The organism is Streptomyces sp. NPDC051217 (assembly GCF_044455465.1).
Taxonomy (GTDB): domain Bacteria; phylum Actinomycetota; class Actinomycetes; order Streptomycetales; family Streptomycetaceae; genus Streptomyces.
Genome location: NZ_JBITEV010000001.1, coordinates 75,545 through 102,486 on the forward strand (window position 1 = coordinate 75,545; position 26,942 = coordinate 102,486).

A 26,942-nucleotide genomic window follows, 5' to 3' on the forward strand; every position below is an offset into this window, starting at 1 on the left:
GGTGAGCCGACTGTGTCCAACGAGATGACCGTACGTGTCCACGCGGACTACCAGTGCTTCCCCACCTGGGTGCATCGGGGGCACGCCTCCGAGAACGTGGCGCCGGACACGCTTCCCATCAGCGTCGGCCTCGCCCGAGAGTTCGACCAGTGGGGTGCCGATTTCGACGCCACCCTTGATCAGGACAACCCGGTCGACTCCGGATTCCGCACTCCCCAGGAAGCGGAAGACTTCGGGGAAAGGGGGGAGCGATTGGCGCGGCGGCTCCAACTGGAATTGGGCGACAGCACTCGCGTGGTGTATTACGACATCAGGAAGTCCGCGCGCGTCGCGATGAGTTGAGTCGGCGGTGGTGGTGGCGCGCCGCGGTGCGCGTGCCGTGGGGGTGGCTACTGCTGGGTTTTGACGCCAGTGATGAATGCGGTCCAGGCCGGTGCGGGGAGGATGAGCGCGCCGGCCTGGGGGGCCTTGCTGTCGCGGACAGGGACGGCTCCCGGGAGGCCGTCCGCCACCTCGACGCAGTCGCCCCCCTCGCCGTTGCTGTACGAGGACTTGCGCCAGGTGAGGCTGGTCATGTCGGCTGTCGCGCTCATGGTGTCGTGTAGTCCTTCGCCGTCGATTCGAGCCAGTCGAGGGATGCCATCGGTGACAACGCGGCGGCCCTGACCAGATCGTATGACGAGTGGAAGCGGCTCACCAGCGCCGGGTCGTCGATGAGTTGGCCCGTGTGCGAGCCCTCGGTGTACGCCACGTCCGGCGCGTCGCCGAAGGTCATCAGACGGAACGTCTCCTGCACGAAGGCGTGCGCCGACGCGGTGTACGGCACCACCTGCATGATCACCCGCCGCGCTCGCCCCAGCGAGACCAGACGGCCCAGTTGTTCACTCATGCAGTCGGGACCGCCCAGCGGCAGCGACGCGTGCGTGATGGCGCGTGCGTAGTGCTCGGTCTGGAGCAGTCCCGGAATCACCAGCGGTGAGTACGTGCAGATCGACCGCGCCAGCGGCTCCAGCGCCGCCGCGTCCGCGAAGTAGTCCGCGATGCTCGTGCTCCGCGCCAGCTTCGCCAGACGCTGCAAGTGCTCGCCACTGCCCAGCACTTCGTCGATCATCCGCGACAGGTCCACCATCGGTCACCGTGTCGCCGACTCGAACTGCCCGATGTACGAGCCGGTGCAGAACACGCGCTCGCCGAGCTGGGTCTGGGTGAGACCGGCCTCTTCCCGCAAGCGGCGAAGTTCCGCTCCGTAGAAGGCCCGTGGGGTGGAGTACGCGTCGAGACTGTTGGGTTGCGGCATGTGACCCAGCGTAGCCACTGAACGCCACAACGCGCACAGGAAACGAGGAACGGGGCACCGGCCAACGCCGGTGCCCCGTCCGCGGGCAGAACCGCTACCGCAGCAACTCCACCTCCGCCAGATCCGCCTGACCCTTCGTCATCAGACGGTAGTGCTCGTACGACCCCGGCGAGGTGACCGAGAACGCCCTCGTCTGCTGGTCCCACCTGAACGACTGGCCCGACCGCTTGTCCAGGGTCTTCCAGGTCTCGCCGTCCGCCGAGCCCTGCAACTCCCACGCGCGCGGCGAGGTCTCCGCCTTGGAGGACGTCAGCGTGTACTGGACCGCCTCCGTCGCCGACGTGACCGGCAGGTCCACCGAACCGCCCGCCGCGCCCGCCGTCTTCGACGAGTTGTCGAAGAGCGCGCCCGAGCCGGTCACCGCGTCGGTCCTCGGCGAAGGCACCTTGTCGTCCTTGGCGATCGACACCGGCGCCGCGTCCTTGCCCGTGCCCCACGCCGACGGCTCCGCGCCCATGTCGAACTCCAGCGTGCCGCCCTTGGCGAGCAGGTCGTGCGGCAGCGCCGTGGAGTTCCACGCCTTGCCGTTGACCTTCAGGCCCTGCACGTAGATGTTCTTGTCGCTGTTCTCCGGCGCCGAGACGACGAGCTTCCTCCCGTTCTCCAGGTGCACCGTCGTCTTCGTGAAGAGCGGCGAGCCCACCGCGTACTCCCCGCTGCCCATCACCAGCGGGTAGAAGCCCATCGCGGAGAAGAGGTACCAGGCCGACTGCTCGCCGTTGTCCTCGTCGCCGTGGTAGCCCTGCCCGATCTCGCTGCCGGTGTAGAGGCGGCCGAGCACCTCGCGGACCTTCTCCTGCGTCTTCCAGGGCTGCGAGGCCGCGTTGTACATGTACGTGGCGTGGTGCGCGACCTGGTTGGAGTGGCCGTACATGCCCATCCGGACGTCCCGCGCCTCCGTCATCTCGTGGATGACGCCGCCGTAGGACCCCACGAACTCCGCGCCCGCTGTCTCCGGCGTCGCGAAGTACTCGTCCAGCTTGTCGCCGAGACCCGCGCGCCCGCCGTACAGGTTGGCGAGACCGCGTGAGTCCTGCGCCGCCGTGAAGGCGTAGCCCCACCCGTTCGTCTCGGTGTAGTCGTAACCCCACACCCGCGGGTCGTACTCGTCGCTCGGGACCCGCCAGTCGCCCTTCAGGTTCCGGCCCTGGAAGAAGTCGGCCCGGGAGTCGAAGAGCGAGACGTAGCTCTGTGCGCGGTTGAGGAAGTACTCGGACTCGTCCTTGTACCGCTTCTGGCCCGTCTCCTTGTAGAGCTTCTCGCCCATCTTCGCTATGCCGTAGTCGTTGAGGTAGCCCTCCAGCGACCACGACAGGCCCTCATGGGTCTCCGTGGAGGCGTAGCCGAGGAACGGCGACGTCTCCATGCCCTTGCGGCCCACGCCCGAACTCGGCGGCACCACGGTCGCGTTCTTCAGCGCCGCGTCGTACGCCGCCTTCGCGTCGAAGTCGACACCCTTCACGTACGCGTCCGCGAAGGCCACGTCCGAACTGGTGCCGGTCATCAGGTCGGCGTAGCCGGGGGAGGACCAGCGGGAGATCCAGCCGCCGTCCTTGTACTGCTGGACGAAGCCGTCCACCATCTCCCCGGCCTTCTTGGGCGTCAGGAAGGAGTACGCGGGCCAGGTCGTCCGGTAGGTGTCCCAGAAGCCGTTGTTGACGTACACCTCGCCCGTGACGATCTTCGCGCCCGTATGCGTGGGGGAGTCCGTGCCCATCTTCGGTACGAAGGGGCTGGCGTACTGCTGCCGCGGCTTCTTCTTCGTACCCGTGTTCTCGAAGCCGGAGTTGGGATACAGGTAGAGCCGGTAGAGGCTTGAGTAGAGCGTCGTGAGCTGGTCCTTGTTCGCGCCCTCGACCTCCACCTTCCCCAGGATGTCGTCCCAGGCGCGCTGCGCGTCCTTCTTGACCCGGTCGAAGCCGAGGTCGGCCGGCAGCTCGTCCGCCAGGTTCTTCTTCGCCTGGTCGACGCTGATCAGCGAGGTCGCGATCCGCAGGTTGACCGTGCGGTCCTGGCCCGCGTCGAGGCGCACGAATCCGGTGACGTCCTTGCCGCCGCCGCCCGGCAGCTTGCCGCTGTCCTTGACCGCCGCGTCGAGGACGCCGTACACGAACAGCCGCGTGGCGCCCGCCGATCCGCCGCTGCGCACGTCGGAGTAGCCGGTGAAGGAGCGGCTCGCGGCGTCGATGGTCAGACCGCCGTTGTTGTTGACGTTGTCCAGGACGAGGCTCGCGTCGTCACCTGGATAGGTGAACCGCATCGCGGCCGCGTGGTCCGTGGGGGTGATCTCCGTCTTGAGGCCGTTCTCGAACGTGACGCCGTAATAGTGCGGCCGGGCGATCTCGTTCTCGTGGCGGAACGGCAGCGCGCGCGCCGAGCGCGACGCGTCCGGCGTGCCCGCGGCCGTCGACGGCATCAGCTGGAAGGTCTGCCGGTCGCCCATCCAGGGGCTCGGCTCGTGGCTCGCGGACAGCGCCTCCAGGGTGGGGAGGTTGTCGCTGTTGTTGTCGCGCGCGTACTCGTACAGCCAGCTCGTGGATCCGGCGTCGGTCACCGGGGTCCAGAAGTTGAAACCGTGCGGCACCGCCGTGGCCGGGAAGTTGTTGCCGCGCGAGAAGGAGCCGCTGGAGTTGGTGCCGCGCGTGGTGGACGCGTAGTCCGACAGATGCGCGAGGCGCTTCTCGGGGGCCTTCACGGCCAGCGCGATGTCGTCCACCCAGCCCTGGAACTTCGCCGGGCCCTTCGGGGAGTCGTACGCGACGAGAATCCGGTCGACCGTCTTGCCGGCGGCGACGGAGCCGATCCGGGAGGCGACCGCGTTCCACTGGTTGACGTACAACCGCTTGGCCTCGCCCTGGCCCTGAGGGCTCATCAGCCCGCCGTGCGAGTCGAGAGCCTTCAGATCGCTCAGGTACGTGCCGTCGGTGAAGGCGAGGTCCACCGAGACGTTCGTGGCCGGGTAGCCCAGGTCCGTCTCCGGCATGGAGGGGTAGATCCGGTACGACAGCTCCGTGTTGGCGCGCACGGCCGTGTCGACGTCGAAGACCTTGTTGTACGAGTAGGCCCGGCCGTCAGGCTTGTGCGAACCGGCGTACTCCAGCGCGCGCTTTCCGGTGAAGCCGGCGTTGGCCTTGGCCGTGGGGGAACCGCCGGGGCCGCTGTCGACATGGCTGCGCATGTCGGCGGGCGGCGGCGTGGTCGTGTCGCCGTCGGAGAACTGGACGTCGGCGAGCTGGGTGGCGTCACCCGCGCCGTTGTTCTTGGTGATGTCCAGCCGGTAGTGCGCGTACGCGGTCGGATTGTCGAAGTCGTACGACTTTGTCTGGAATCGTTCGCCGAAGGTCTGGTCCACTCGGGAATCGAGGGTCTTCCACTCCTTGCCGTCCGTCGATCCCTGGAGCGTCCAGTCCTTCGGGTCGCGCTCGGCGTGGTCGTTCGCCGACGTCAGCGCGTAGGTCACGACCTTGGTGGGCGCGTCCAGGTCGAACTCGATCCAGGCGGTCGGCTCGAAGGCCAGCCACTTGGTGCTGGACTGGATGTCGACCAGGTTCTCCTTGCCCTCGCCGCCGCCCGTGTTCTCGTCGCTGGCACGCAGCTCCACGACCCGTTCGGTGACATTGCCGGGGATGCCGGCGTTGAACTCCCCGGTCACGCCCGAGGAGCGCTTCTCCCCGTCGGCTCCGGTCTCTACGGTGTCGCGCCAGTTGGGCTGCGTGTCGCTCTCCTCGAAGGAGGAGGCGAACGAGTCCTTGGGGGCGTCGGCCCTGGACGGCTGTGCGACAGCCGCCGAGTGTGCGGTGACGACGAGCAGCGAAGCGACCGCTACCAGGGCGGCGTTGCGGTACTGCGTGTGCCGGGGTCTTGGTGTGCGCTGCATCCCGAGCCTTCCTCCTGCGAAAGCATGATGGACAACGTTGTCAAAAGTCATGCGCCGGTTAAGTAGTGATGCAAGAGGCGCATGGTGTCAAGGGTGTTGCCGGTGTGAGATGACAGAAACCGGCCATTCCGCCAAAAGCGATGCGTTGAATGTGCACATAACTATGCGTGCCGAGAGCGCGCGAGTGGGCCGGATATCGCGGCGTCCGCGATCCGGAAAATATGGTGAGATCCGTACGGATGCCACGCGGGTCTTCTGAAACCCGCCGGAGGTCTCAACTAGGGAAAGACTCCCGCCCAAACCTGCTTTCGATCTTGCTCACTCGACCTGGAGTGGACTATACCTGTCGGCGTCCGCCTCGCCAGGTTTCGAACGGCGAAGGACCGGGAGACGGGGGGCGGTTGGGTGCCGTGACGCAGTGACGCACCCCGCCGCGAACCATTCAGGCCGTTCCTGCTGTAATCACGCATCACACATCTCGCTTCACGCACGACGCACAACAACGTGTACGGCGACACGCACAACCGCTCGTACGCAATCAGCACCACAATCCTGCACGACCCAGCTTCATTTGACCGCGGTGGCGGGGCCCTTCTGCCTCAGGCGAGAAGGACGGGCGACCGGTACACCGCCTGAGTCCTGGAGAAGGCGAGGACTTGAGCATGGGATCCACCTCCGCTCACAGCAATGAGGGCCTTGGCCGGCGTGATCTGATCAAGCGTTCGGCAGCGGTCGGCCTGATCACTGTGCCGACGATGAGTTTCCTGGCGTCCTGCGCGAGCAGCGACAGCGGCGGCGACGAGAAGGTCGAGAAGGGCAAGACCTCGGCGAAGAACCCCCTCGGAGCCAACGAGACGGCGCAGCTCGATGTCGTCATCTTCAACGGCGGTTTCGGCGAGCAGTACGCCATCGACGCGGAGAAGCGTTACAACGCGGCTTTCCCGAAGGCCCCGAAGGTCAAGCACGCGGCGACCGAGAAGATCCAGTCCACGCTCCAGCCGAGGTTCAACGGCGGCACCCCGCCGGACCTGATCGACAACTCCGGCGCCGAGCAGATGGACATGGGCGTGCTGGTGGGCAAGAAGCAGCTCACCGACCTCACGGCGCTGATGGACGCCCCCTCGTACGACGACCCCGCCAAGAAGGTGCGCGACACCCTGCGCCCCGGCATCGTCGAGATGGGCCAGTTCGACGGCGACCCCGTCTGGATCATGTACTACGCCTACACGGTCTACGGCGTCTGGTACTCGCAGAAGGCGCTGGAGAACCTCGACGCGACATACCCCGAGACGTGGGACGACATGCTCGCGCTCTGCGCGAAGGCGAAGAAGAAGGGCATCGCCGGCTGGACGTACGCGGGCAAGCACCCGTACTACGTCCCGTTCTCGCTCTACCCGATGATCGCCAAGATCGGTGGCGTCGAGGTTCTCGACAAGATCGACAACCTGGAGCCGAACGCCTGGAAGGACCCGGCGGTCAAGACGGCGTTCGAGGCGTACTACGAGCTCTTCAAGAAGGGCTACATCCTCCAGGGCACCCCCGGCCTGGACCACATCCAGTCGCAGACCGCCTGGACGAAGGGCAAGGCGCTCTTCATCCCGAACGGCTCGTGGGTGGAGAACGAGGCGGCCAAGACGATGCCGGCCGACTTCAACCTCGCCGTCGGCGCGCCGACCGGCATGGACGCCTCCGACAAGCTGCCCTTCGGCACCATCTGGGCGTCCGGCGGTGAGCCCTTCATCGTCCCGCAGAAGGCCAAGAACCCGCAGGGCGGCATGGAGTTGCTGCGCATCATGCTCAGCGAGCAGTCGTCGAAGAACTTCACCTCCCAGGTGAAGTCGCTGACGGCCCTCAACGGCGGCACGGACGGCATCGAGCTGACCCCGGGCCTCAAGTCGGCCGTCGCGGCTCTGGACACGGCGGGCGAGAACGTCGTCAACCCGCGTCTCCAGGACTGGTACGTCAAGCTCCAGAAGGAGCAGATCGGTGTCGCCGGACTCGGCGAGATGATGGCCGGGCGTCTCACCCCCGCCGAGACCATCAAGAAGATCCAGGGCTACGCGGATGCCGCCGCGAAGGACCAGTCCATCAAGCACTACAAGCACCAGTGAGCAGGCGTCACCAGCGGCGGTATCCGCGCACAGATCGGGGTCGGATCCATGCAGCACGGTAAATACCGGTTCATCGTGGGGTTTTTGATCGCCCCCTTGGCGTTGTACGCGATCTTCGTCATATGGCCGTTCATCCAGTCCATCTACTACTCGTTCACGGACTGGACGGGGCTGAGTTCCGACTTCAAGATGGTGGGCTTCGACAACTACAAGAAGATGTTCGAAGACGACATCTTCTGGAAGTCCTTGCAGCACAGCGTGCTGTTCGTGCTGCTGCTTCCGCTGGTGACGCTCGCCCTCGCGCTGTTCCTCGCCTTCATGATCAATGTTGGCGGGCGGCAGCGAAAGGGCGCCACGATCGCGGGTGTACGCGGTTCGGGTTTCTACAAGATCGCGTATTTCTTCCCGCAGGTGCTCTCCATCGCGATCGTCGCGCTGCTTTTCCAGTTCGCCTACAACCCGGAGAGCGGCGCCATCAACGCGGCCCTCTCCGCGGTGGGTCTGGACAATGTCCAGCCGCTCTGGCTGGGTGACCCGGATCTCGCGCTCTGGTGCGTGATGGCGGTCCTGATCTGGAGCACGGTCGGCTTCTTCGTCGTCCTCTTCTCCGCCGGAATGGCCTCTATTCCGAAGGACTATTACGAGGCGGCTCTGCTGGACGGTGCGGACCGGTTCACGACCTTCTTCCGGATCACCCTTCCGCTGCTCTGGGACACGGTGCAGGCCGGCTGGATCTACATGGGCATCCTGGCGCTCGGCGCCGAGGCGTTCGCGGTCGTACAGATCATGACCGTGGGGCCGGGCGGTGGCGGACCCGACTACTCGACCACGGTCCTGCCGCTGTACGTCTACCAAACGGCCTTCAGGGACGCCCAGGCCGGTTATGCCACAACGATCGGTGTCGCTCTGCTCGTGGTCACGCTGTCCTTCGCGGCGGTCGTGACGAAGCTGGGCCGGCGCGAGCGGCTGGAGTTCTGATGAAGACCACTGACACGCCTCCGGCCACGACGCCCGAGGAGCCGCGCGACCGGCCGCCGGTGAGCAAGGTGAACGCGCCGCCGGAGAAGGAGAAGTTCGGGGGCAGCGTCCTCAACGTCTTCTCGCACGGTGTGCTGGTCATCTGGGCGCTGCTGGTTGTGCTGCCGCTGCTGTGGGCGGTGATGTCCTCCTTCAAGGACGACGACTCCATCTTCAGTTCTCCCTGGTCGCTGCCGGACAAGCTCCACTTCGAGAACTGGTCGCGGGCCTGGACCCAGGCGCACATGAGCGACTACTTCCTCAACACCATTCTGGTGGTGGGGGGTTCGCTGATCGGCACTCTGGTGCTCGGCTCGATGGCCGCGTACGTACTGGCGCGCTTCGATTTCCCCGGGAACCGCTTCATCTATTTCCTCTTCGTCGGAGGGATGAGCTTCCCGATCATCCTGGCGCTGGTCCCGTTGTTCTTCGTCATGAACAACATGGGGCTGCTGAACACCACGCACGGTCTGATCCTGGTGTACATCGCCTACTCGCTGCCGTTCACGGTGTTCTTCCTGTCGTCCTTCTTCAGGACGCTGCCGACCTCGGTCGCGGAAGCGGCGATCATCGACGGCGCCTCGCATACGAGGACCTTCTTCCAGATCATGCTGCCGATGGCCAAGCCGGGTCTGATCAGCGTGGGTATCTTCAACTTCCTCGGCCAGTGGAACCAGTACATGCTGCCGACGGTGCTCAACACCGACCCGGACAAGAAGGTGCTCTCGCAGGGTCTGGTGCAGCTGGCGGTCAGCCAGGGCTACAAGGGCGACTACTCCGGGCTCTTCGCCGGACTGGTGATGGCGATGCTGCCGGTGCTCGCCGCGTACATCATCTTCCAGCGCCAGGTCGTCGCCGGGCTGACGGCGGGAGCGCTCAAGTAGCCCCTGGGTCTCAAGTAGCCCCTGGGTCCCGCCGCTTCACACCGGGGCGCTCCACCGGTCCGCCGACGGAGCCCTCCGCCGCTTCACCGAACCGCCCTCCGGCCTCTCGCCGGGGGGCGGTTCGCGGCGTTCCGGGCCCTCGTCCGGGGGGTTCGTTCGGTATCCATCCCGAGCTGAAGGGGGAGTTTTCGCCACCACCACTGGCCTGATTTCATCAAAACGCCGATGTTCGCAGGTCAGATGCGTACGTACCGTGCCCATCCAGGTCCAGCACTGCTCAAGGTCTTGACGGGAAGCGACCCGAAAGGCTGAGCTTAGAGTTCACAAGTTGGAGATACGCCGGGGCCTCACAGGCGCGACCCCGGCCGGGGGCGGTGGTCGTGCCGCCTGCCAAGGGCAGGAGTGGATCAGTTGTGGAGACTCCAGGGTCACAGTCGTCTCTGCACCGGGCGAATCTGGAACGTGTCGTGCGCGCGGTGCGCATGGCGGGCTCGCTCACCCAGGCGGAGATCGCCCGGAGCACAGGACTGTCGGCGGCCACGGTCTCCAACATCGTCCGCGAGCTCAGGGAGGGCGGCACCGTCGAGGTGACGCCCACCTCGGCGGGCGGCCGCAGGGCCCGCAGCGTCTCGCTCAGCGGGGACGCGGGCATCGTCATCGGCGTCGACTTCGGCCATACGCATCTGCGGGTGGCCGTCGGGAACCTGGCCCACCAGGTGCTCGCGGAGGAGTCCGAACCGCTCGACGTGGACGCCTCGTCGGCGCACGGTTTCGGCCGGGCGGAAGAGCTGGTGGAGAGGCTGATCGAGGCCACCGGGATCGGCCGCCAGAAGGTCATCGGCGTGGGGCTCGGGGTGCCCGGCCCGATCGACGTCGTCTCGGGCACGCTCGGCTCCACCTCGATCCTGCCTGGCTGGACGGGGATCAACCCCAGCGAGGAACTGGCGGGGCGGCTCGGCGTACCGGTGTACGTCGACAACGACGCCAACCTCGGAGCCCTCGGCGAGCTGGTCTGGGGCAGCGGCCGGGGCGTGAAGGACCTCGCCTACATCAAGGTCGCCAGCGGTGTCGGCGCCGGCCTGGTCATAGAGGGCCAGATCTACCGCGGACCGGGCGGTACGGCGGGTGAGATCGGGCACATCACGCTCGACGAGTCGGGCCCCGTCTGCCGCTGCGGCAACCGCGGCTGCCTGGAGACCTTCACGGCCGCCCGCTACGTACTGCCGCTGCTCAGGTCCAGCCACGGCCGGGATCTGACCATGGAGCGGGTCGTGCAGCTGGCCAGGGAGGGCGACCCGGGCTGCCGCCGGGTGATCGCCGACGTCGGGCGCCACATCGGCAGCGGCGTCGCCAATCTCTGCAATCTCCTGAACCCCAGCCGGGTGGTGCTCGGCGGCGATTTGGCCGAGGCTGGTGAGCTGGTGCTCGCCCCGATCCGTGAGTCGGTCTCCCGGTACGCGATCCCGAGTGCGGCCAGACAGCTCTCGGTGCTTCCGGGAGCCCTCGGCGGCCGTGCCGAGGTGCTCGGCGCACTCGCTCTCGTTCTGAGCGAAATGGGCGATTCGACGCTGCTTGAGAGCACCCTGCCCGTCGGTTCGGCTGTCTTCACTTAGATAACGAATGGCACCGTTGTCATCTCGTTAAGGATTTACTCCTTGACGCTGCCTCCGCAGCGGAGTTGACTTCCAGCCACCTCGGCCGCAACGTCGCGGCCTCGTCAGGGAGGTTTCTGAAGTGAACGCACATCTCCGACGTGCTGCCGTGGCCGCCGCTGCCACCGCGATGGCCGTCTCGCTTGCCGCCTGTGGAAGCGCCAAAGAGTCCGGCGACTCCGCCAAGGACTCGAAGAAGGAGAAGGGCGACGCGCTGACCATCGGTCTGCTGCTGCCCGAGAACCAGACCGCGCGCTACGAGAAGTTCGACAAGCCGCTCATCGAGAAGCGGGTCAGCGAGCTGACCGACGGCAAGGGCAAGGTCGTCTACGCGAACGCCAAGCAGGACGCGTCGACCCAGAACCAGCAGGCCGACACGATGGTCACCAACAAGGTCGACGCGCTGATCGTGGACGCCGTCGACTCCAAGGCCATCACCAGCTCGATCAAGAAGGCCAAGGACGCCGGCATACCGGTGATCGCCTTCGACCGCCTCGCCGAGGGCGACATCGACGGCTACGTCTCCTTCGACAACGAAGAGGTCGGCCGCGTCCAGGGCCAGGCGCTCCTGGACGAGCTGGGCACCAAGGCGACGGACGGTGACATCGTGATGATGAACGGTGCCATCACCGACCCGAACGCCGCCCTCTTCAAGAAGGGCGCCAAGTCCGTCCTCGACGGCAAGGTGACGATCGGCAAGTCGTACGACACCAAGGAGTGGAAGCCGGAGAACGCCAACGCCAACATGGAAGGCGCGATCTCCGCCCTGGGCAAGGACAAGATCGTCGGCGTCTACTCCGCCAACGACGGCATGGCGGGCGGCATCATCGCCGCCCTCAAGAGCGCCGGCGTCAGCCCGCTCCCGCCGGTCACCGGCCAGGACGCCGAACTCGCCGGTGTGCAGCGCATCGTCGCCGGTGAGCAGTTCATGAGCGTCTACAAGCCGTACCCGACCGAGGGCGCCATCGCCGCCGAGATGGCCGTCGCGGTCGCCAAGGGCGAGTCCCTGGACTCCATCGCCAAGACGAAGCTCGACAGTGCCACCACCAAGGGCATCCCGTCGGTCCTCGTCCCGGTCGTCTCGCTGACCAAGGACAACATCAACGAGACGGTGATCAAGGACGGCATCTACACCGTCGACGAGATCTGCACCGCGAAGTTCAAGGCCAAGTGCGACACCCTCGGCGTCAAGTAGCCGACACGTCAGACCGCGGAAACCCGCCCTGAAGCCTGTCCGGCGCCCCGCCCTCAACTGTCCCGCTATCGGGCGGGGCGCCGGACGGACCACTTCACGGCTTTTCGTGTGTCCCGTATCTCTCTCTTCTGCTCAACCCCCGCGCTCAACACCCCCGGGCGCGGTATCCCCGCCGGCCAGGCGGCGAAGGAGATGGTTCAAGTGACCGCTACGCCCGTGCTGGCGTTGCGAGGGGTCTCCAAGCGGTTCGGTGCCGTGCAGGCGCTCACCGACGTAGAGCTTGAGGTCCATGCCGGACAGGTCGTCGCCCTCGTGGGCGACAACGGTGCCGGCAAATCGACGCTCGTCAAGACGATCGCCGGAGTCCACCCCATCGATGACGGCGTCATCGAGTGGGAGGGCCGTTCGGTCGCGATCAACAAACCGCACGACGCCCAGGAACTCGGTGTCGCCACGGTGTACCAGGACCTCGCGCTGTGCGACAACCTCGACGTCGTGGGCAATCTGTACCTCGGCCGGGAGCTCCGTTCCTGGGGCGTCCTCAACGAGGTCGAGATGGAGCGCCGCGCCCGCGAGCTGCTCAACACCCTGTCGATCCGTATCCCCAGCGTGCGCATCCCGATCGCCTCGCTCTCCGGCGGCCAGCGCCAGACCGTGGCCATCGCCCGGTCCATGCTCGGCGAGCCCAAGCTGGTGATCCTCGACGAGCCCACCGCGGCCCTCGGCGTCGAGCAGACCGCCCAGGTCCTCGACCTGGTCGAGCGGCTGCGTGAGCGCGGTTACGCCGTGATCCTCGTCAGCCACAACATGGAGGACGTCCGCGCGGTCGCCGACAAGGTCGCCGTGCTCAGGCTGGGCCGTAACAACGGCTTCTTCGACGTCGCCACCACCTCGCAGGAAGACATCATCTCCGCGATCACCGGTGCCACGGACAACGCCGTGACCCGACGCGCGGCGCGCAACGTGGAGGTTAAGAAGTGAGTCTCGACAAGACCTCCGCCCCCGTCGGCACCGCCGACGACGCGCCCGCCCCGGCGGTCGGCGCGACCACGGTCGCGGTCGACCCCCGGCTGCTCGTCCGCGAGCAGGGCTTCGCCGGCTATCTGTCGGAGTTCAAGCGCAAGATGCGCGGTGGTGACCTCGGGTCCATACCGGTCGTCATCGGCCTGATCATCATCTGGGCGATCTTCGCCGGCCTGAACTCGAACTTCCTCACCGCGGGCAACCTCTCCAACATCGCGGTCGCCATGGTCGGCACCGGCATGATCGCGGTCGGCATCGTCTTCGTCCTGCTGCTCGGCGAGATCGACCTGTCGGTCGGCTCGGTCAGCGGTGTGGCGGGTGCCGCCTTCGCGGTCCTCGCCGTCACGCACGGCATGGCGGAGTGGCTGGCGCTGATCCTCGCCATCCTGACCGGCGCCGTCGCGGGCGCCATCCACGGCTTCTTCTTCGCCCGTGTGGGCGTGCCCGCGTTCGCCGTGACTCTGGCCGGTCTGCTGTTCTGGAACGGCTTCATGCTCCAGATCCTCGGCGACGACGGCACCATCAACCTGGACCCCGACGGCCTGGTCGCCAACCTGACCGGCTACTACTTCTCCGACGTCGCCGCCGCCTACGGGCTCGCGGTGATCGCGGTGGCCGGCTACTTCCTGTCGGCGTTCTTCGACAACCGCCGCCGGGCCGCCGCCGGTGTCCCGTCCCGCCCGCTGAGCGAGATCATCGTCCGTACGGCGCTGCTCGCCGTCCTGGCGTTCGCCGCGGCGATCATGTTCAACCAGAACAAGGGCCTGCCCCTGGCCGTGCTGATCTTCCTGATCGTGCTGGTGCTGACGGACTTCGTGCTCCGTCGCACCAGCTTCGGCCGCAAGATCTTCGCGCTCGGCGGCAGCGTCGAGGCATCCCGCCGCGCCGGTATCAGTGTCGTGGGCGTACGGATCGCGGTCTTCTCCATCGCGGGCACCTTCGCCGCGATCGGCGGTCTCTTCATCGCCTCGAAGATCACCTCGGCCAACCAGGGCGCCGGCGCCGGTGAGCTGCTGATGAACGCCATCGCGGCGGCCGTCATCGGCGGCACCAGCCTCTTCGGCGGCCGGGGCCGCACCTGGAACGCGCTGCTCGGTGTGTTGGTCATCACGTCGATCCAGTACGGGCTCGCCCTCCAGGGCATCGCCTCGCCGATCCAGTACATGATCACCGGTGGTGTGCTGTTGGCCACCGTCGTCATCGACGCCGTCACCCGGAAGACCCAGAAGACCGCTGGTCGCGCCTGACAGCGGTTCTCGCACGTCGCGCCCGGTACCGGAGGCCCGGTACCGGGCGCGTTCGTGTGGTGGTGCCGCGTTCGACGGGCGTACGTCTGACATACGCACAGATGCTCGTACGGTGAATCACGTGCCGCCCGATGACGCCGGTGGCGACGGGAACATTAGACTCGGCGGACCGGTATGCCAGATCAGTCCAACGCAAGGAGGCACGGTGACACAGCCGCGCGCAGCGCGACCGCCCGAGGCGGCGGTGGGCGACGGATGGGACCTGCTGACCCGGATCAAGGGCCCGCGTGATCTGGACCGCCTCGGCCCGGAGCAGTTGGAGCAGCTCGCCGGAGAGATCCGGTCCTTCCTCGTCGACGCCGTCTCCAAGACCGGCGGACACCTCGGTCCCAACCTCGGGGTCGTCGAGCTGACGATCGCCCTCCACCGGGTCTTCCACTCGCCCAAGGACAAGGTCCTCTTCGACACCGGCCACCAGTCCTATGTGCACAAGCTGCTCACGGGACGTCAGGACTTCGGCAGGCTCAAGAGCAAGGGCGGCCTCTCCGGCTACCCGTCCAGGGCCGAGTCCGAGCACGACATCATCGAGAACTCGCACGCCTCCACGGTCCTCGGCTGGGCCGACGGCCTCGCCAAGGCCAACCAGGTGCTGGGCCGCGACGACCACGTGGTCGCCGTCATCGGCGACGGCGCGCTCACCGGCGGCATGGCCTGGGAGGCGCTGAACAACATCGCCGCCGCCAAGGACCGGCCGCTCGTCATCGTCGTCAACGACAACGAGCGTTCCTACGCGCCCACCATCGGCGGCCTCGCGAACCATCTCGCGACCCTGCGCACCACCGACGGGTACGAACGCTTCCTGGCCCGCGGCAAGGACATCCTGGAGCGCACCCCCGTCGTCGGCCGCCCCCTCTACGAGACCCTGCACGGCGCGAAGAAGGGCCTCAAGGACTTCATCGCCCCCCAGGGCATGTTCGAGGACCTCGGCCTCAAGTACGTCGGCCCGATCGACGGACACGACGTGGAGGCGATGGAGTCGGCCCTCCAGCGCGCCAAGCGCTTCGGCGGCCCGGTCATCATCCACTGCCTCACCGAGAAGGGCCGCGGCTACCAGCCCGCGCTCCAGGACGAGGCCGACCGCTTCCACGCCGTCGGCAAGATCCACCCCGACACCGGTCTGCCGATCGCCAGTTCCGGCGTCGACTGGACCTCGGTGTTCGGCGAGGAGATGGTCAAACTCGGCAACGAGCGCGCGGACATCGTCGCCATCACCGCCGCGATGCTCCAGCCCGTCGGCCTGGAGAAGTTCGCGAAGGCGTTCCCGGACCGGGTGTACGACGTGGGGATCGCCGAGCAGCACGGGGCGGTGTCGGCGGCCGGTCTGGCCACCGGCGGACTCCACCCCGTCTTCGCCGTGTACGCCACCTTCCTCAACCGCGCCTTCGACCAGGTCCTGATGGACGTCGCCCTGCACAACTGCGGCGTGACGTTCGTCCTCGACCGGGCCGGCATCACCGGCACCGACGGCGCCTCCCACAACGGCATGTGGGACATGTCGATCCTCCAGTGCGTACCGAACCTGCGGATCGCCGCCCCGCGCGACGCCGACCAGGTACGGGCCCAACTCCGCGAGGCCGTCACGGTCGATGACGCCCCGACCGTGGTGCGCTTCTCCAAGGGAGCCGTCGGTCCCGCGGTCGCCGCCGTGGGCAAGGTCGGCGGCATGGACGTGCTGCACCGCCCGTCCCAGGGCCCGGCGGACGTCCTGCTCGTGTCTGTCGGCGCGCTCGCCCCGATGTGTCTGGAGATCGCCGATCTCCTCGACAAGCAGGGCATCTCCACCACCGTGGTCGACCCGCGCTGGGTCAAGCCCGTGGACGAGGCGCTCCCGCCGCTCGCCGAGCAGCACCGCGTCGTGGTCACCGTCGAGGACAACAGCCGTGCGGGCGGCGTCGGTTCGGCCGTCGCCCAGTCGCTGCGCGACGCCGGCATCGACATCCCCCTGCGGGACTTCGGCATCCCGGCCCGCTTCCTCGACCATGCCTCGCGCAAGGAGTTGCTGGCCGAGATCGGGCTGACCGCCCCGGACATCGCGCGTCAGGTCACCGGCCTCGTGTCGCGGATCGACGGCCGCATGGCCGGTGAGCCCTCGGCCGAGGAGATCACCCGCGACTGACGCCGCCCGGAAACGCACCGGCGGATGGGCCGGTCGGACTCCCTGTACGGGTGGTCCGACCGGCCCATCCGTGTGAAAAAAACGCTCCGGGGCACCGGCGTTGCCGAGCACCTCTCGATCATGGCGGCAACCACGCACTCGGAGGTACGCCGGTGACCACCCAGCACGACACGGGGCCCAGAAGAAATTCGATGTTCCGCACGAAGAGCGTCGAACAGTCCATCCAGGACACCGAAGAGCCCGAGCACGCGCTCAAGAAGTCGCTCTCCGCGCTGGATCTGACGGTCTTCGGTGTCGGCGTGATCATCGGCACCGGCATCTTCGTCCTCACCGGCGCCGTCGCCAAGAACAACGCGGGCCCCGCCACCGCCCTCGCCTTCGTCGCCGCGGGCATCGTCTGCGCCCTCGCGGCCGTCTGCTACGCGGAGTTCGCGTCGACCGTGCCGGTGGCCGGGTCCGCGTACACCTTCAGCTACGCCTCACTCGGCGAGCTGCCCGCCTGGATCATCGGCTGGGACCTGGTCCTCGAATTCGCCCTCGCCACCGCCGTGGTGGCCGTCGGCTGGTCCGGCTACGTACAGTCCCTCATCGAGAACGCGGGCTGGCACATGCCCGACTCCCTCGCGGGCACCAACGAGGAAACGGGCTTCGGCTTCGACCTGTTGGCGTTCCTTCTCGTCCTGCTGCTGACCGCGATCCTCGTCCTCGGGATGAAGCTCTCCGCGCGGGTCACCGCGGTGGTCGTGGCCGTCAAACTGACCGTGGTCCTGATCGTCATCATCGCCGGCGCGTTCTTCATCGACTCCGCGAACTACTCGCCGTTCATCCCCAAAGCCCAGGAACAGCCCGCGGGCGCCGGACTCGCGTCCCCTCTGATCCAGCTGATGTTCGGCTACGCGCCCACCAACTTCGGTGTGATGGGCATCTTCACCGCCGCCTCCGTCGTCTTCTTCGCCTTCATCGGCTTCGACATCGTCGCCACGGCCGCCGAGGAGACGAAAGTGCCGCAGCGCGACATGCCGCGCGGCATCATCGGCTCGCTGCTCATCTGCACCGTGCTCTACGTGGCCGTCTCCATCGTCGTCACCGGGATGCAGCGCTACACCGAACTCACCGTGGACGCACCACTCGCCGACGCCTTCAAGGCAACCGGGCATCCCTTCTACGCGGGTGTCATCAGCTTCGGCGCCGCCGTCGGCCTCACCACCGTGTGCATGATCCTGCTGCTCGGCCAGACCCGGGTGTTCTTCGCGATGAGCCGTGACGGGCTGCTCCCACGGATCTTCTCGCACGTCCACCCCAGGTTCCGTACCCCGTACCGCTCGACGGTCCTGCTCGGTGTGATCATCGCGATCGTCGCGGGCTTCACCAGCATCGAGGAGCTGGCGTCGCTGGTGAACATCGGCACCCTCTTCGCCTTCGTCGTCGTCGCGATCGGCGTGGTCATCCTCCGCCGTACGCGCCCCGACCTGCCGAGGTCCTTCCGCGCCCCGCTGGTGCCGTGGCTGCCGGCCGTGTCCGTGCTGGCCTCGCTCTGGCTCATGCTCAACCTGCCCGCCGAGACCTGGCTGCGCTTCGCCATCTGGATGGCCGTCGGTGTGGTCGTGTACTTCACCTACGGGCGCCGCAACAGCCGCCTGGGCAAGACCGGCTGACGCTCCATCAGCCACCACCCCCCACAACCCCCGCCGCACGAAAGTCACGCATGTCCGTCGAGCCGCCGTCCGCCGCGCCACACCTCTCGCCCACCCGGCCCCGCCCCACCGTCCCCGGGCCCGCCAGACCTCAGCGAACCCGACCGAACCCGGTCCGTCCGGAACCCGCCCGCACACCGCCGTACGGCTTCTGGCGACGGCTGCTGCCCGTCCTGGCCGCCGTCGCCCTCGCCATCCGCCTCCCGTCCTTCCTGCACTCCTTCTGGAGCCCGGACGAGGGCTATCTCGCCGTCCAGGCCCGGATACTGGCCGAGGGCGGAGAGCTGTACGAGACGGTCGTCGACCGCAAGCCGCCCCTGCTGCCCTGGCTGTACGAGGCGGCGTTCGTGCTCTTCGGCGACGGATCCGCCCAGGCGATGAAACTCCTCGCCGTCGCCGCCCAGTTCACCACCGCCGCCCTGCTCGCGGCCTTCGCCCGGCGCCGCTGGGGCGACCGCTCAGGTGTCACGGCCGGGGTGGTCTTCCTGCTGATCTCCGTCGGGTTCATCCCGCAGGACACCCAGGCCGTCACCTTCGAGGCCGTCATACTGCCCTTCACGGCGGCGGCCGTCCTCTGCGCCGACCGGGGCCGCTGGGGCGCCGCGGGAGTGGCCGTCGCGGGGGCGTTCCTCACCAAGCAGACCGGGGGCGTGGTCCTCGTGCCGGTCCTGTGGCTGCTCTGGCGGACCCACGGAGCCGCCCCGAGCCGCTCCCCGCTAAGAACAGGGCTCCCGCGTACGGCAGCCGGCTTCGCCGCCCCGGTGGTCGCGGCAGCGCTCCTGACCGACCCGGCGGGTTTCCTCTTCTGGACGGTCACCGGATCGGGGGCGTACGCCTTCTCCCTCGACGGATCCGAACTGCACGTCCTCGTCCGGGCGGTGGTCAACAGCTCCATCCTCGGCCTCTGCTGCCTCGGCATCCTCCCGCCGGTCCGCAGAGCCCTGCGCATCGGCCGCCGGCCGGACGGGGCGGCCCTCGTCGATCTCTGGGTCTGGTTCGGCGCGTCCGCCGGAGCCGTCGCCGTCGGCTTCCACTTCTTCGGCCACTACTTCCTGCAACTCCTGCCCCCCATCGCCCTGTTGGCGACCGCCGCCCTGCGTTCGCTGCGCCACGAACGGCTCAGGACGGTCCTCCGCGTACCCGCGTGGGTCTGCGCGTGCTTCGTGGTCTGGGCCGTCTTCGCCCCCCGCTCCGAACTCACCCACGCCGAACGCGTCGCCACCGCCGTACGGGAACACAGCGACCCGACCGACCGCGTCCTCGTGTGGGGGATGCACCCGCAGACGTACCACCTCGCCGACCGGGCCCCCGCCAGCCGCTATCTGACCGCCGGGCTCCTCACCAACTTCAGCGGCGGCAGGGACGGGCCGCAGGTGGGCGAGGAGTACGGGGTACGGGGCGCCTGGCGGGTCTTCGCCGCCGAGATGAGAGCGCGGCCACCCGCGCTCATCGTCGACGACTCACGCGGCAAGCCGTACGCCCCCGAACGCCTCCCGACGCTGCGCCGGCTGCTGGCCGGACAGTACGAGCCGCTTCCCGGCACCGTCGAGGGCACGGTCTTCTACGTACGCTCGTCCGGGAGTTGACGCACCGTACGGGGCCCGACGCAGCGCGCCCCGTACGCCTCGACCCGGCGCCGCAGCTCCCGGTCGGCGGTGACGACGACACACGGGCGCTCTCCCGCGCCCGCGGCCAGTTCGGTGATCAGGTCGTCGCCGCTGCCGGGCGCGGCCTCCACCCGTACGCCCGGCACGGACTCCACGCCCCGCGCCCGCCCCTCCACGGCCAGCACCACTTCGAGGGGCCCCGGAATACCGGCGTCCGGCAGGCCGTCCCGGGCGACCGGCGCCAGTTCGTCCCGCAGCCGCTCGGCAGCTCCGCGCCGGTCGCGCCACCATCCGTCGGGCACCGAACCGACCACGTTCGCCCCGTCGACAATCAGTAGAATCCGCACTTCAGGAGCGTGCCACAACCAGCCAGGGCGGTACGGTTCCGCGTCACCCGCGAATGCTATCGTCGGGGAAATTTCATGCGCTGGGAAGGTGGCAGTGGGTCATGGCACTGCGGTCCGCACGGACGTCGAAACGATCCGGTCGGGGCCCCGGCGAGGCTCCGGACACCGGTGGCCGGCCGGCTGAATCCATTCCCGTTCCCACGGCCGACGGTGTGGTGCCCGCGACCACCGGCTGGCTGCTGCGCGGCAAGGACGGCAGGCTCACCGCGTACGCGCCCGCCGACGACGGTGTGCTGCGGTGGACGGAGGACCGGCTCGGCGGTCCGGGCTGGTCGGGCCCCGAACTGCTCCCGGCCCCCGGTCTGTTGCCGTACCTCTCCATCACCAGCGGCGCGCAGGGTTACGTCCACCTGGTGGGCATGCGGCGCACGCCCACGGACGACGGGCAGATCCGTACGGACGTCGTGTACGCCGTCCAGTTCCAGACGGGCCGCCCGCTGCGGGACTGGCAGGCGCTCGGTACGCCGTACCCGAAGGACCTCGCCAGGGGTGGCCTCCTGGGCCTGCCCGGGGCGGTGATCGACCCCAACGGCTCGCTGTACATCTTCGCCCGCAACGCGGGCCGCGGCCTGTCGGCCCGGCTCCAGAAGCCCACCGGGGCCTGGTTCGCGTGGGCGGACCTCAAGGGGTCCAGGATGACCGGCGAGGCGTCCGCCGTCGTGGGCGAGGACGGTCTGATCGAGGTCCTGGCCCCGACCGACGACGCGGTGATGCGCTGGCGGCAGCCGAAGGTGGCGGCGAAGCCCGAACGCGACCTGAAGAGCTTCGCGGCGCGCGTCGCCCCCGGCACGCTCAGCTCCGAACGCACCGGCGTCGACCGGCTCACCCACTACTGGCGCGACACCGACGACCGTACGGTGCACGCCTGGCGACTCGGCGAGGGCGAGACCGCCCCGCTGGGCGGCCCCGGCACTGGCCCGATCGCCCTGCTCCGTACGCCCGTCGACGGCCACGACTGCACGATCCTGGCCCAACGCGGCCTCGACGGACGCCCCCTGCTCGCCGCGTACCCGACGGAGAACGAGGCGGCGGGCGTCACCTGGACCCCGACAGGCGAGGAGTGCGTCGGCGCCCCCGCCCTGGCCCTGGACGGCCGCGGCCGTGTCGTGATGGCGGCGGTGGGCAAGGACGGCGCCCTGCGCGTGGCCCGCCAGAAGGCCGAACCGGGACTCGCGCTGGAGGCGTGGTCGCGCGTCTGACGGACTCGGGCCCGGCGGGGCGCCGGGCTGTACGGCCCGGCGCCCCGCGTGTTACACCGGCTTCGGCGCTCAGTAGGCGATCTGGCCGGTGCCCCCGCTCGGGCCCGCGAACTGGATGTAGAAACCGGAACCGTCCAGCACACCCGTGGCGACCTCCATCCACACTCCCGCGACGGCGCGCTGCGGGCTGTTCACCTTTGGGTGGCCTTGAAGCAGGCCTTCACATCACGGGTCTGGCTGACTTTCAGGTTGATGTCCTGGCAGTTGGCGGTGGTGTAGGCATAGCTGCCGGTGCGGGGCCAGTGTGCGTTCCTGCCGGCGCTGCCCGGCGTGATGGTGTAGTTCTTGGCGGTGTCGAGGCAGGCGGCCTTGACCGTCGGCTTCGCCGTCGGTGCCGCGGCCCCGGCCGGGCCGGCCGTCGAGGCGGCCACTCCTCCCGCGAGCAGTACGGCGGTCATCGTGAACGGAGCGATACGCGTGTGCGTGCGCACGGATTTCCTCCTGTGGGTGAGGTGATGAGGACCTGGCGGGTGCCCGCCGGCCCGCATTCATCTTCAGTACCGCGGAGTTAGCGCTCGACCTGATTCGGTCTGGCCCGAACCACGGCATTCCGGAAAGATCGGCCAGGACCATGCCGTACAGGACTCCGGAGGAGCCGTGGTCTACCGCATCCACTTCACCGTCGAGGACCTGGCGAGGACTCGAGTGGGGCTGCCTCCGCCACTGCTGGAACTGAGCGCCGCGGTACGCATGTTGCGCGACAGCCATCAGCACATCCGCTTCGGGGCGTGGCGGCGCGCCGCCTTCGCTGCCTTGGATCCCCGGGCACGGATGGTTCTCGACCTGGTCGAGCCGCGCCGTATGGCGCCGGACTTCCTCACCGCTGCCCGCGTCGGCGACCCGGCCGAGCAGTTGGAGCGGGTGCGTCTGACTCCCCGCTCCGAGATCCGCAGAGACCTCGCTCATGTCGCGGAGTGGCAGTCCCTGCCTCGGTGGGCGCACGGCCTGGCCGACGACGCCGACCTGTTCCAGCAGCTCTGCGCGAGCCTGGAGCACGTCTATCAGGTGCTCGTCGCCCCTCATTGGTCACACGTCGTCGACCAGGCGACGTCGGACCGGGCCTTACGGGCGCGGCAGGCGGTCACCGGCGGCGTGGAGCACCTGCTCGCGTCGCTGTACCCGAGACGTATCCGCTGGAGTCCGCCCGTCCTGGAGATCGCGTTGCTGTCCGCCATCGACGGCGACCTCCATCTCGAAGGCACCGGACTGCTGCTGGTCCCGTCGCTTTTCGGCGTCGACCTGCCCGTGATCGACACCGTCGCCCGGCCACAGCCCGTGGTCCGGTACCCCGGCACCGAAGTCCGGTCCTCGGCGGGCTCTCCCTTGGCTGCCGCAGCGACGCCGGCAGTGCCCGGACCGCCGGCGTTGGCCGCGCTGCTGGGGAACACGCGGGCAGCCGTGCTGTGCACCGTCATCGCGCGCCCCGGCTGCTCCACCCGGGAACTGGCCACTTTCGCCGGGATCGCCCCTCCCAGCGCCAGCGAGCACGCGACCACGCTGCGCACAGCCGGGCTGATCCGCACCGTCCGGTACCGCAACACGGCACTCCACAGCCCGACTTCGCTCGGCCTCTCCCTCCTCGGCACGATCGTGAACAGCCCCTGACACGAACGGAGTCCGGGCCGGGCGCGAGGTCACCCCTCGCGCCCGGCCCGGCCGACGCGTCAGCTGGCCGTACCCGCTACACGGGGACGCTCGCCACACCCGGGGCCAGGAACTTCTTCCCGTTCACCCGCTCCGAGACGCCCTCCCGGTCCAAGTACGGCGTGATGCCGCCCAGATGGAACGGCCAGCCCGCGCCCGTCAGCAGGCACAGGTCGATGTCCTCGGCCTCGGCGACGACGCCCTCCTCCAGCATCAGACCGATCTCCTGCGCCATGGCGTCGAGCACGCGCGCCCGGGTCTGGTCCTCCGTCAGCACGCTGTCGCCCTGCTTGAGCAGCGCCACGACCTCCGGGTCCAGCTCCGGCCGCCCGGAATCGTGCACGTAGAAGCCCCGCTTGCCCGCCTTCACCACGGCCGCAAGATTCGGCGAGACCGTGAAGCGGTCCGGGAACGAGCGGTGGAGGGTCTCGGACACATGCAGACCGATGGCGGGTCCGACCAGCTCCAGCAGCACCAGCGGCGACATCGGCAGACCCAGCGGCTCAACCGCCCGCTCCGCCACGTCGACCGGCGTGCCCTCGTCGATGACGTTCTGGATCTCGCCCATGAAGCGGGTGAGGATGCGGTTGACGACGAACGCCGGGGCGTCCTTCACCAGCACCGCGCTCTTCTTGAGCTTCTTCGCGACACCGAAAGCCGTCGCCAGCGACGCGTCGTCCGTCTGCTCACCGCGCACGATCTCCAGCAGCGGCAGGATCGCCACCGGGTTGAAGAAGTGGAAGCCGACGAGCCGCTCCGGGTTCTTCAGCTTCGACGCCATCTCGGAGACCGACAGCGACGAGGTGTTGGTGGCGAAGATCGCGTGCGCCGGGGCGACCGCCTCGACCTCCGCGAACACCTTCTGCTTGACGCCCATCTCCTCGAAGACGGCCTCGATGACGAAGTCGGCGTCGGCGAAACCGTCGGCCTTCTCCAGGACTCCGGTGACCAGGCCCTTGTAGCGGTTGGCCTTGTCCTGGTTGATCCTGCCCTTGCCGAGCAGCTTGTCGATCTCGGCGTGGACGTAACCCACACCCTTGTCGATCCGCTCCTGGTCGATGTCCGTCAGCACGACGGGGACTTCGAGCCTGCGCAGGAACAGCAGCGCCAACTGCGAGGCCATCAGGCCGGCTCCGACGACGCCCACCTTGGTGACCGGACGCGCGAGCGCCTTGTCCGGCGCGCCCGCCGGGCGCTTGGCGCGCCGCTGCACGAGGTTGAACGCGTAGATCCCGGACCGCAGTTCACCGCCCATGATCAGATCGGCGAGAGCGGTGTCCTCGGCGTCGTAACCGGCCTGGAGGTCACCGTCCTTGGCGGCGGCGATGATGTCCAGCGCGCGGTACGCGGCGGGGGCCGCGCCGTGCACCTTGGAGTCGGCCACGAACCGGCCGCGCGCCACGGCCTGGTCCCACGCCTCGCCCCGGTCGATCTCCGGACGCTCCACCGTCAGCTCGCCGCTCAGCACCGACGCGGTCCACAGCAGCGACTGCTCCAGGAAGTCCGCGCCCTCGAACAGTGCGTCTGCGATGCCCAGCTCGAAGACCTGCGCGCCCTTGAGCTGCTTGTTCTGGTTGAGCGAGTTCTCGATGATCACCGTGACCGCGCGGTCGGCGCCGATCAGGTTCGGCAGCAGCGTGCAGCCGCCCCAGCCGGGGACGAGACCGAGGAAGACCTCGGGCAGCGAGAAGGCGGGCAGAACCGCTGAGACGGTGCGGTACGAGCAGTGCAGCCCGATCTCGACGCCACCGCCCATCGCGGCGCCGTTGTAGTACGCGAACGTCGGCACCGCGATGCCCGCGAGCCGCTTGAAGACGTCGTGGCCGCCCTTGCCGATGGCCAGCGCGTCCTCGTGCCGCTTCAGCAGCTCGACGCCCTTGAGGTCGGCGCCGACGGCGAAGATGAACGGCTTGCCGGTGACACCGACACCCACGATCCTTCCCTCGGAAGCCTCAGCCTCGACCTGGGTGATCGCCGCGTCCACATTCGCCAGCGACTGCGGGCCGAACGTCGTCGGCTTCGTGTGGTCCAGGCCGTTGTCCAGCGTGATGAGCGCGAACGTGCCGACCTTGCCCGGGAGTTCGAGGTGGCGTACCTGCGCCTGGGTGACGACCTCGTCCGGGAACAGCTCGGCCGCGCCCTTCAGGAGTTCAGCGGTGCTCACTTGTTTCCTCCGTCGAAGTGCGGGTTCTCCCAGACGACCGTCGCGCCCATGCCGAAGCCGACGCACATGGTGGTGATGCCGTAGCGGACCTGCGGCTGCTCCTCGAACTGCCGGGCCAGCTGCGTCATCAGCCGTACGCCGGACGAAGCCAGCGGGTGGCCGTACGCGATGGCGCCGCCGTACTGGTTGACGCGCGGGTCGTCGTCGGCGATGCCGTAGTGGTCGAGGAAGGCCAGCACCTGCACGGCGAAGGCCTCGTTGATCTCGAACAGACCGATGTCACCGATCGACAGACCGGCCTTGGCCAGCGCCTTCTCGGTCGAGGGGATCGGGCCGAAGCCCATCACCTCCGGCTCGACACCCACGTACGCGTAGCTCACGAGGCGCATCTTGACCGGCAGCCCGGCCTCGCGTGCGAACTCCTCGGAAGCGATCAGCGAGGCGGTGGCGCCGTCGTTGAGACCGGCCGCGTTGCCGGCTGTGACACGGCCGTGCGGGCGGAAGGGGGTCTTGAGCCCTGCCAGGGACTCCAGCGTCGTCCCGGGGCGCATGGGCTCGTCCTCGGTGGCCAGGCCCCAGCCCGTCTCGCCGCCCTCGGGGCTGGTGCGGCGCACCGAGACCGGCACGAGGTCCTGCTGGATCTTGCCGTTCGCGTACGCCTTGGCGGCCTTCTCCTGCGACCGCACGGCGTACTCGTCGGCGCGCTGCTTGGTGATGTGCGGGAAGCGGTCGTGCAGGTTCTCCGCGGTCATGCCCATGAAGAGGGCGGACTCGTCGACGAGCTTCTCCGAGACGAACCGCGGGTTCGGGTCGACGCCCTCGCCCATCGGGTGGCGGCCCATGTGCTCGACACCGCCGGCGACGACGATGTCGTACGCGCCGAAGGCGATCGACCCGGCGGTGGTCGTCACGGCGGTCATCGCGCCCGCGCACATGCGGTCGATCGAGTAGCCGGGCACGGACTGCGGAAGCCCGGCGAGGATGCCGGCGGTACGGCCGATGGTCAGGCCCTGGTCGCCGATCTGGGTGGTCGCGGCGATGGCGACCTCGTCGATCTTCGCGGGGTCGAGGTCCGGGTTGCGGCGCAGCAGCTCCCGGATCGCCTTCACGACCAGGTCGTCGGCGCGGGTCTCGTGGTAGATGCCCTTCGGGCCCGCCTTGCCGAACGGGGTGCGGACGCCGTCGACGAAGACGACATCCCTGACGGTACGAGGCACGATGGCTCTCCTCCAGGGTGCGGGGGTGGCTCTGCTGCGGGCACGCTCTGTCGAATCCTATGCTACTTGCGGGTAACCGCACTGCCCAGAGCGACAGGGTGTTCTGCGGGTCACGGTGCGCCGGGGTCGGCCTCAAGCGCCGGCCGGGCTGGGGGTGGTCGCGGCCGGTGTCCGGGTGCCGCTCCGTGGTCATGCCCGGACAGCGTGATTTACGCCGCGGGCAAGGCTCGTTGGACCCAGGGAAACCGGCAGGTCCACACGGCACAAATCTGCCCAGGTGTCCGGACACGCCCTCTGCGCGTCCCCTCCAACCCGCGGACCGGAGCGGGTGGGAACAGCACCACGCGGCGGCGTGAGGGGGCGGGGTCGTAGGAGGGGTGTGTTCGGACACTCAGGCTGATTTGTGGCGCG

General features: G+C 68.5%; 22 protein-coding genes. 13 read left to right on the forward strand and 9 right to left on the reverse strand.

The genetic code is table 11. The features are described from left to right. The first annotated feature begins 12 nt into the window (after window positions 1-12). Complete coding sequence (locus ACIBBB_RS00410; RefSeq protein WP_398977187.1) at window positions 13-342, forward strand: hypothetical protein; 330 nt, start codon at window positions 13-15, stop codon at window positions 340-342. Window positions 343-389: 47 nt separating this feature from the next. Here ACIBBB_RS00410 and ACIBBB_RS00415 read toward each other — a convergent pair whose 3' ends face one another. The 4 genes from ACIBBB_RS00415 to ACIBBB_RS00430 all read right to left on the reverse strand — a co-directional run bounded on the left by ACIBBB_RS00415 (window position 390) and on the right by ACIBBB_RS00430 (window position 5,234). Then, entirely contained in the window at window positions 390-593 is a 204-nt protein-coding gene (locus tag ACIBBB_RS00415) for a DUF397 domain-containing protein (RefSeq protein ID WP_398977189.1), read from the reverse strand. Then, window positions 590-1,129, reverse strand: a complete 540-nt coding sequence (locus ACIBBB_RS00420; protein WP_398977191.1) for a DUF5753 domain-containing protein — start codon at window positions 1,127-1,129, stop codon at window positions 590-592. The genes ACIBBB_RS00415 and ACIBBB_RS00420 overlap by 4 nt, the downstream gene beginning before the upstream one ends. Before the next feature lie 3 nt (window positions 1,130-1,132). After that, a complete protein-coding gene (locus ACIBBB_RS00425) occupies window positions 1,133-1,297 on the reverse strand; it encodes a helix-turn-helix domain-containing protein (protein WP_398977193.1) in 165 nt (54 codons plus the stop codon). Window positions 1,298-1,391: 94 nt separating this feature from the next. Continuing rightward, window positions 1,392-5,234, reverse strand: a complete 3,843-nt coding sequence (locus ACIBBB_RS00430; protein ID WP_398977194.1) for a GH92 family glycosyl hydrolase — start codon at window positions 5,232-5,234, stop codon at window positions 1,392-1,394. 662 nt (window positions 5,235-5,896) lie between these two features. Between ACIBBB_RS00430 and ngcE the strand changes: the two genes are divergently transcribed. From ngcE to ACIBBB_RS00480, 10 genes are all read left to right on the forward strand, one after another. Then, window positions 5,897-7,345, forward strand: a complete 1,449-nt coding sequence (ngcE, locus tag ACIBBB_RS00435; RefSeq protein WP_398977196.1) for an N-acetylglucosamine/diacetylchitobiose ABC transporter substrate-binding protein — start codon at window positions 5,897-5,899, stop codon at window positions 7,343-7,345. A 48-nt stretch (window positions 7,346-7,393) separates the two neighbouring features. Beyond that, window positions 7,394-8,323, forward strand: coding sequence for a carbohydrate ABC transporter permease (locus tag ACIBBB_RS00440; protein WP_189106543.1), 930 nt, complete (start codon window positions 7,394-7,396; stop codon window positions 8,321-8,323). Beyond that, a complete protein-coding gene (locus ACIBBB_RS00445; protein WP_398977198.1) occupies window positions 8,323-9,246 on the forward strand; it encodes a carbohydrate ABC transporter permease in 924 nt (307 codons plus the stop codon). The genes ACIBBB_RS00440 and ACIBBB_RS00445 overlap by 1 nt, the downstream gene beginning before the upstream one ends. Window positions 9,247-9,659: 413 nt before the next feature. After that, a complete protein-coding gene (locus tag ACIBBB_RS00450) occupies window positions 9,660-10,859 on the forward strand; it encodes an ROK family protein (protein ID WP_398977199.1) in 1,200 nt (399 codons plus the stop codon). A 121-nt stretch (window positions 10,860-10,980) separates the two neighbouring features. Then, window positions 10,981-12,093, forward strand: coding sequence for a sugar ABC transporter substrate-binding protein (locus ACIBBB_RS00455; RefSeq protein ID WP_398977201.1), 1,113 nt, complete (start codon window positions 10,981-10,983; stop codon window positions 12,091-12,093). A gap of 192 nt (window positions 12,094-12,285) precedes the next feature. Beyond that, the gene (locus ACIBBB_RS00460; RefSeq protein ID WP_398978740.1) at window positions 12,286-13,074 is read left to right on the forward strand and encodes an ATP-binding cassette domain-containing protein; all 789 of its coding nucleotides are present in this window, start codon (window positions 12,286-12,288) and stop codon (window positions 13,072-13,074) included. Then, window positions 13,071-14,363 carry a sugar ABC transporter permease gene (locus ACIBBB_RS00465; RefSeq protein ID WP_398977203.1) on the forward strand — a complete coding sequence of 431 codons (1,293 nt, stop codon included), beginning with the start codon at window positions 13,071-13,073 and terminating at the stop codon, window positions 14,361-14,363. Before ACIBBB_RS00460 ends, ACIBBB_RS00465 begins: the two co-directional genes overlap by 4 nt. A 244-nt stretch (window positions 14,364-14,607) precedes the next feature. Beyond that, on the forward strand, window positions 14,608-16,539 hold the full coding sequence (dxs, locus tag ACIBBB_RS00470) for a 1-deoxy-D-xylulose-5-phosphate synthase (RefSeq protein ID WP_398978742.1): 1,932 nt from the start codon (window positions 14,608-14,610) through the stop codon (window positions 16,537-16,539). Between the two features lie 191 nt (window positions 16,540-16,730). Then, window positions 16,731-18,194: an amino acid permease gene (locus ACIBBB_RS00475; protein WP_398977205.1), complete on the forward strand. Its 1,464-nt coding sequence runs from the start codon at window positions 16,731-16,733 to the stop codon at window positions 18,192-18,194. 50 nt (window positions 18,195-18,244) lie between these two features. Next, window positions 18,245-19,819 (forward strand): glycosyltransferase family 39 protein, encoded by a 1,575-nt coding sequence (locus tag ACIBBB_RS00480; protein WP_398977207.1) that lies wholly within the window; start codon window positions 18,245-18,247, stop codon window positions 19,817-19,819. Here the strand turns inward: ACIBBB_RS00480 and ACIBBB_RS00485 are convergent. Further along, on the reverse strand, window positions 19,795-20,187 hold the full coding sequence (locus ACIBBB_RS00485) for an NTP pyrophosphohydrolase (protein ID WP_398977209.1): 393 nt from the start codon (window positions 20,185-20,187) through the stop codon (window positions 19,795-19,797). The two genes, ACIBBB_RS00480 and ACIBBB_RS00485, sit on opposite strands and share 25 nt — an antisense overlap. Before the next feature lie 215 nt (window positions 20,188-20,402). Between ACIBBB_RS00485 and ACIBBB_RS00490 the strand changes: the two genes are divergently transcribed. Further along, window positions 20,403-21,446, forward strand: a complete 1,044-nt coding sequence (locus tag ACIBBB_RS00490; RefSeq protein ID WP_398977211.1) for a hypothetical protein — start codon at window positions 20,403-20,405, stop codon at window positions 21,444-21,446. 69 nt (window positions 21,447-21,515) lie between these two features. Here ACIBBB_RS00490 and ACIBBB_RS00495 read toward each other — a convergent pair whose 3' ends face one another. Next, window positions 21,516-21,641 carry a hypothetical protein gene (locus ACIBBB_RS00495; protein WP_398977213.1) on the reverse strand — a complete coding sequence of 42 codons (126 nt, stop codon included), beginning with the start codon at window positions 21,639-21,641 and terminating at the stop codon, window positions 21,516-21,518. Next, a complete protein-coding gene (locus ACIBBB_RS00500) occupies window positions 21,638-21,937 on the reverse strand; it encodes a hypothetical protein (protein ID WP_398977215.1) in 300 nt (99 codons plus the stop codon). Before ACIBBB_RS00500 ends, ACIBBB_RS00495 begins: the two co-directional genes overlap by 4 nt. 166 nt (window positions 21,938-22,103) lie before the next feature. Between ACIBBB_RS00500 and ACIBBB_RS00505 the strand changes: the two genes are divergently transcribed. After that, on the forward strand, window positions 22,104-23,111 hold the full coding sequence (locus ACIBBB_RS00505; RefSeq protein ID WP_398977217.1) for a winged helix-turn-helix domain-containing protein: 1,008 nt from the start codon (window positions 22,104-22,106) through the stop codon (window positions 23,109-23,111). A gap of 76 nt (window positions 23,112-23,187) precedes the next feature. Here the strand turns inward: ACIBBB_RS00505 and ACIBBB_RS00510 are convergent, their stop codons facing one another. Together ACIBBB_RS00510 and ACIBBB_RS00515 are read right to left on the reverse strand one after the other, a co-directional pair. Then, window positions 23,188-25,314, reverse strand: a complete 2,127-nt coding sequence (locus ACIBBB_RS00510) for a 3-hydroxyacyl-CoA dehydrogenase NAD-binding domain-containing protein (RefSeq protein ID WP_398977219.1) — start codon at window positions 25,312-25,314, stop codon at window positions 23,188-23,190. Next, the gene (locus ACIBBB_RS00515; RefSeq protein WP_398977221.1) at window positions 25,311-26,531 is read right to left on the reverse strand and encodes a thiolase family protein; all 1,221 of its coding nucleotides are present in this window, start codon (window positions 26,529-26,531) and stop codon (window positions 25,311-25,313) included. The genes ACIBBB_RS00510 and ACIBBB_RS00515 overlap by 4 nt, the downstream gene beginning before the upstream one ends. Window positions 26,532-26,942: the final 411 nt, after the last annotated feature.

Coding starts and splice junctions, on each gene's coding strand:
- ACIBBB_RS00480 (WP_398977207.1), top strand. CDS start 18,245: ATGTCCGTCGAGCCGCCGTCCGCCGCGCCACACCTCTCGCCCACCCGG.
- ngcE (WP_398977196.1), top strand. CDS start 5,897: ATGGGATCCACCTCCGCTCACAGCAATGAGGGCCTTGGCCGGCGTGAT.
- ACIBBB_RS00440 (WP_189106543.1), top strand. CDS start 7,394: ATGCAGCACGGTAAATACCGGTTCATCGTGGGGTTTTTGATCGCCCCC.
- ACIBBB_RS00430 (WP_398977194.1), bottom strand. CDS start 5,234: ATGCAGCGCACACCAAGACCCCGGCACACGCAGTACCGCAACGCCGCC.
- ACIBBB_RS00475 (WP_398977205.1), top strand. CDS start 16,731: ATGTTCCGCACGAAGAGCGTCGAACAGTCCATCCAGGACACCGAAGAG.
- ACIBBB_RS00460 (WP_398978740.1), top strand. CDS start 12,286: ATGGTTCAAGTGACCGCTACGCCCGTGCTGGCGTTGCGAGGGGTCTCC.
- ACIBBB_RS00445 (WP_398977198.1), top strand. CDS start 8,323: ATGAAGACCACTGACACGCCTCCGGCCACGACGCCCGAGGAGCCGCGC.
- ACIBBB_RS00425 (WP_398977193.1), bottom strand. CDS start 1,297: ATGCCGCAACCCAACAGTCTCGACGCGTACTCCACCCCACGGGCCTTC.
- ACIBBB_RS00415 (WP_398977189.1), bottom strand. CDS start 593: ATGAGCGCGACAGCCGACATGACCAGCCTCACCTGGCGCAAGTCCTCG.
- ACIBBB_RS00420 (WP_398977191.1), bottom strand. CDS start 1,129: ATGGTGGACCTGTCGCGGATGATCGACGAAGTGCTGGGCAGTGGCGAG.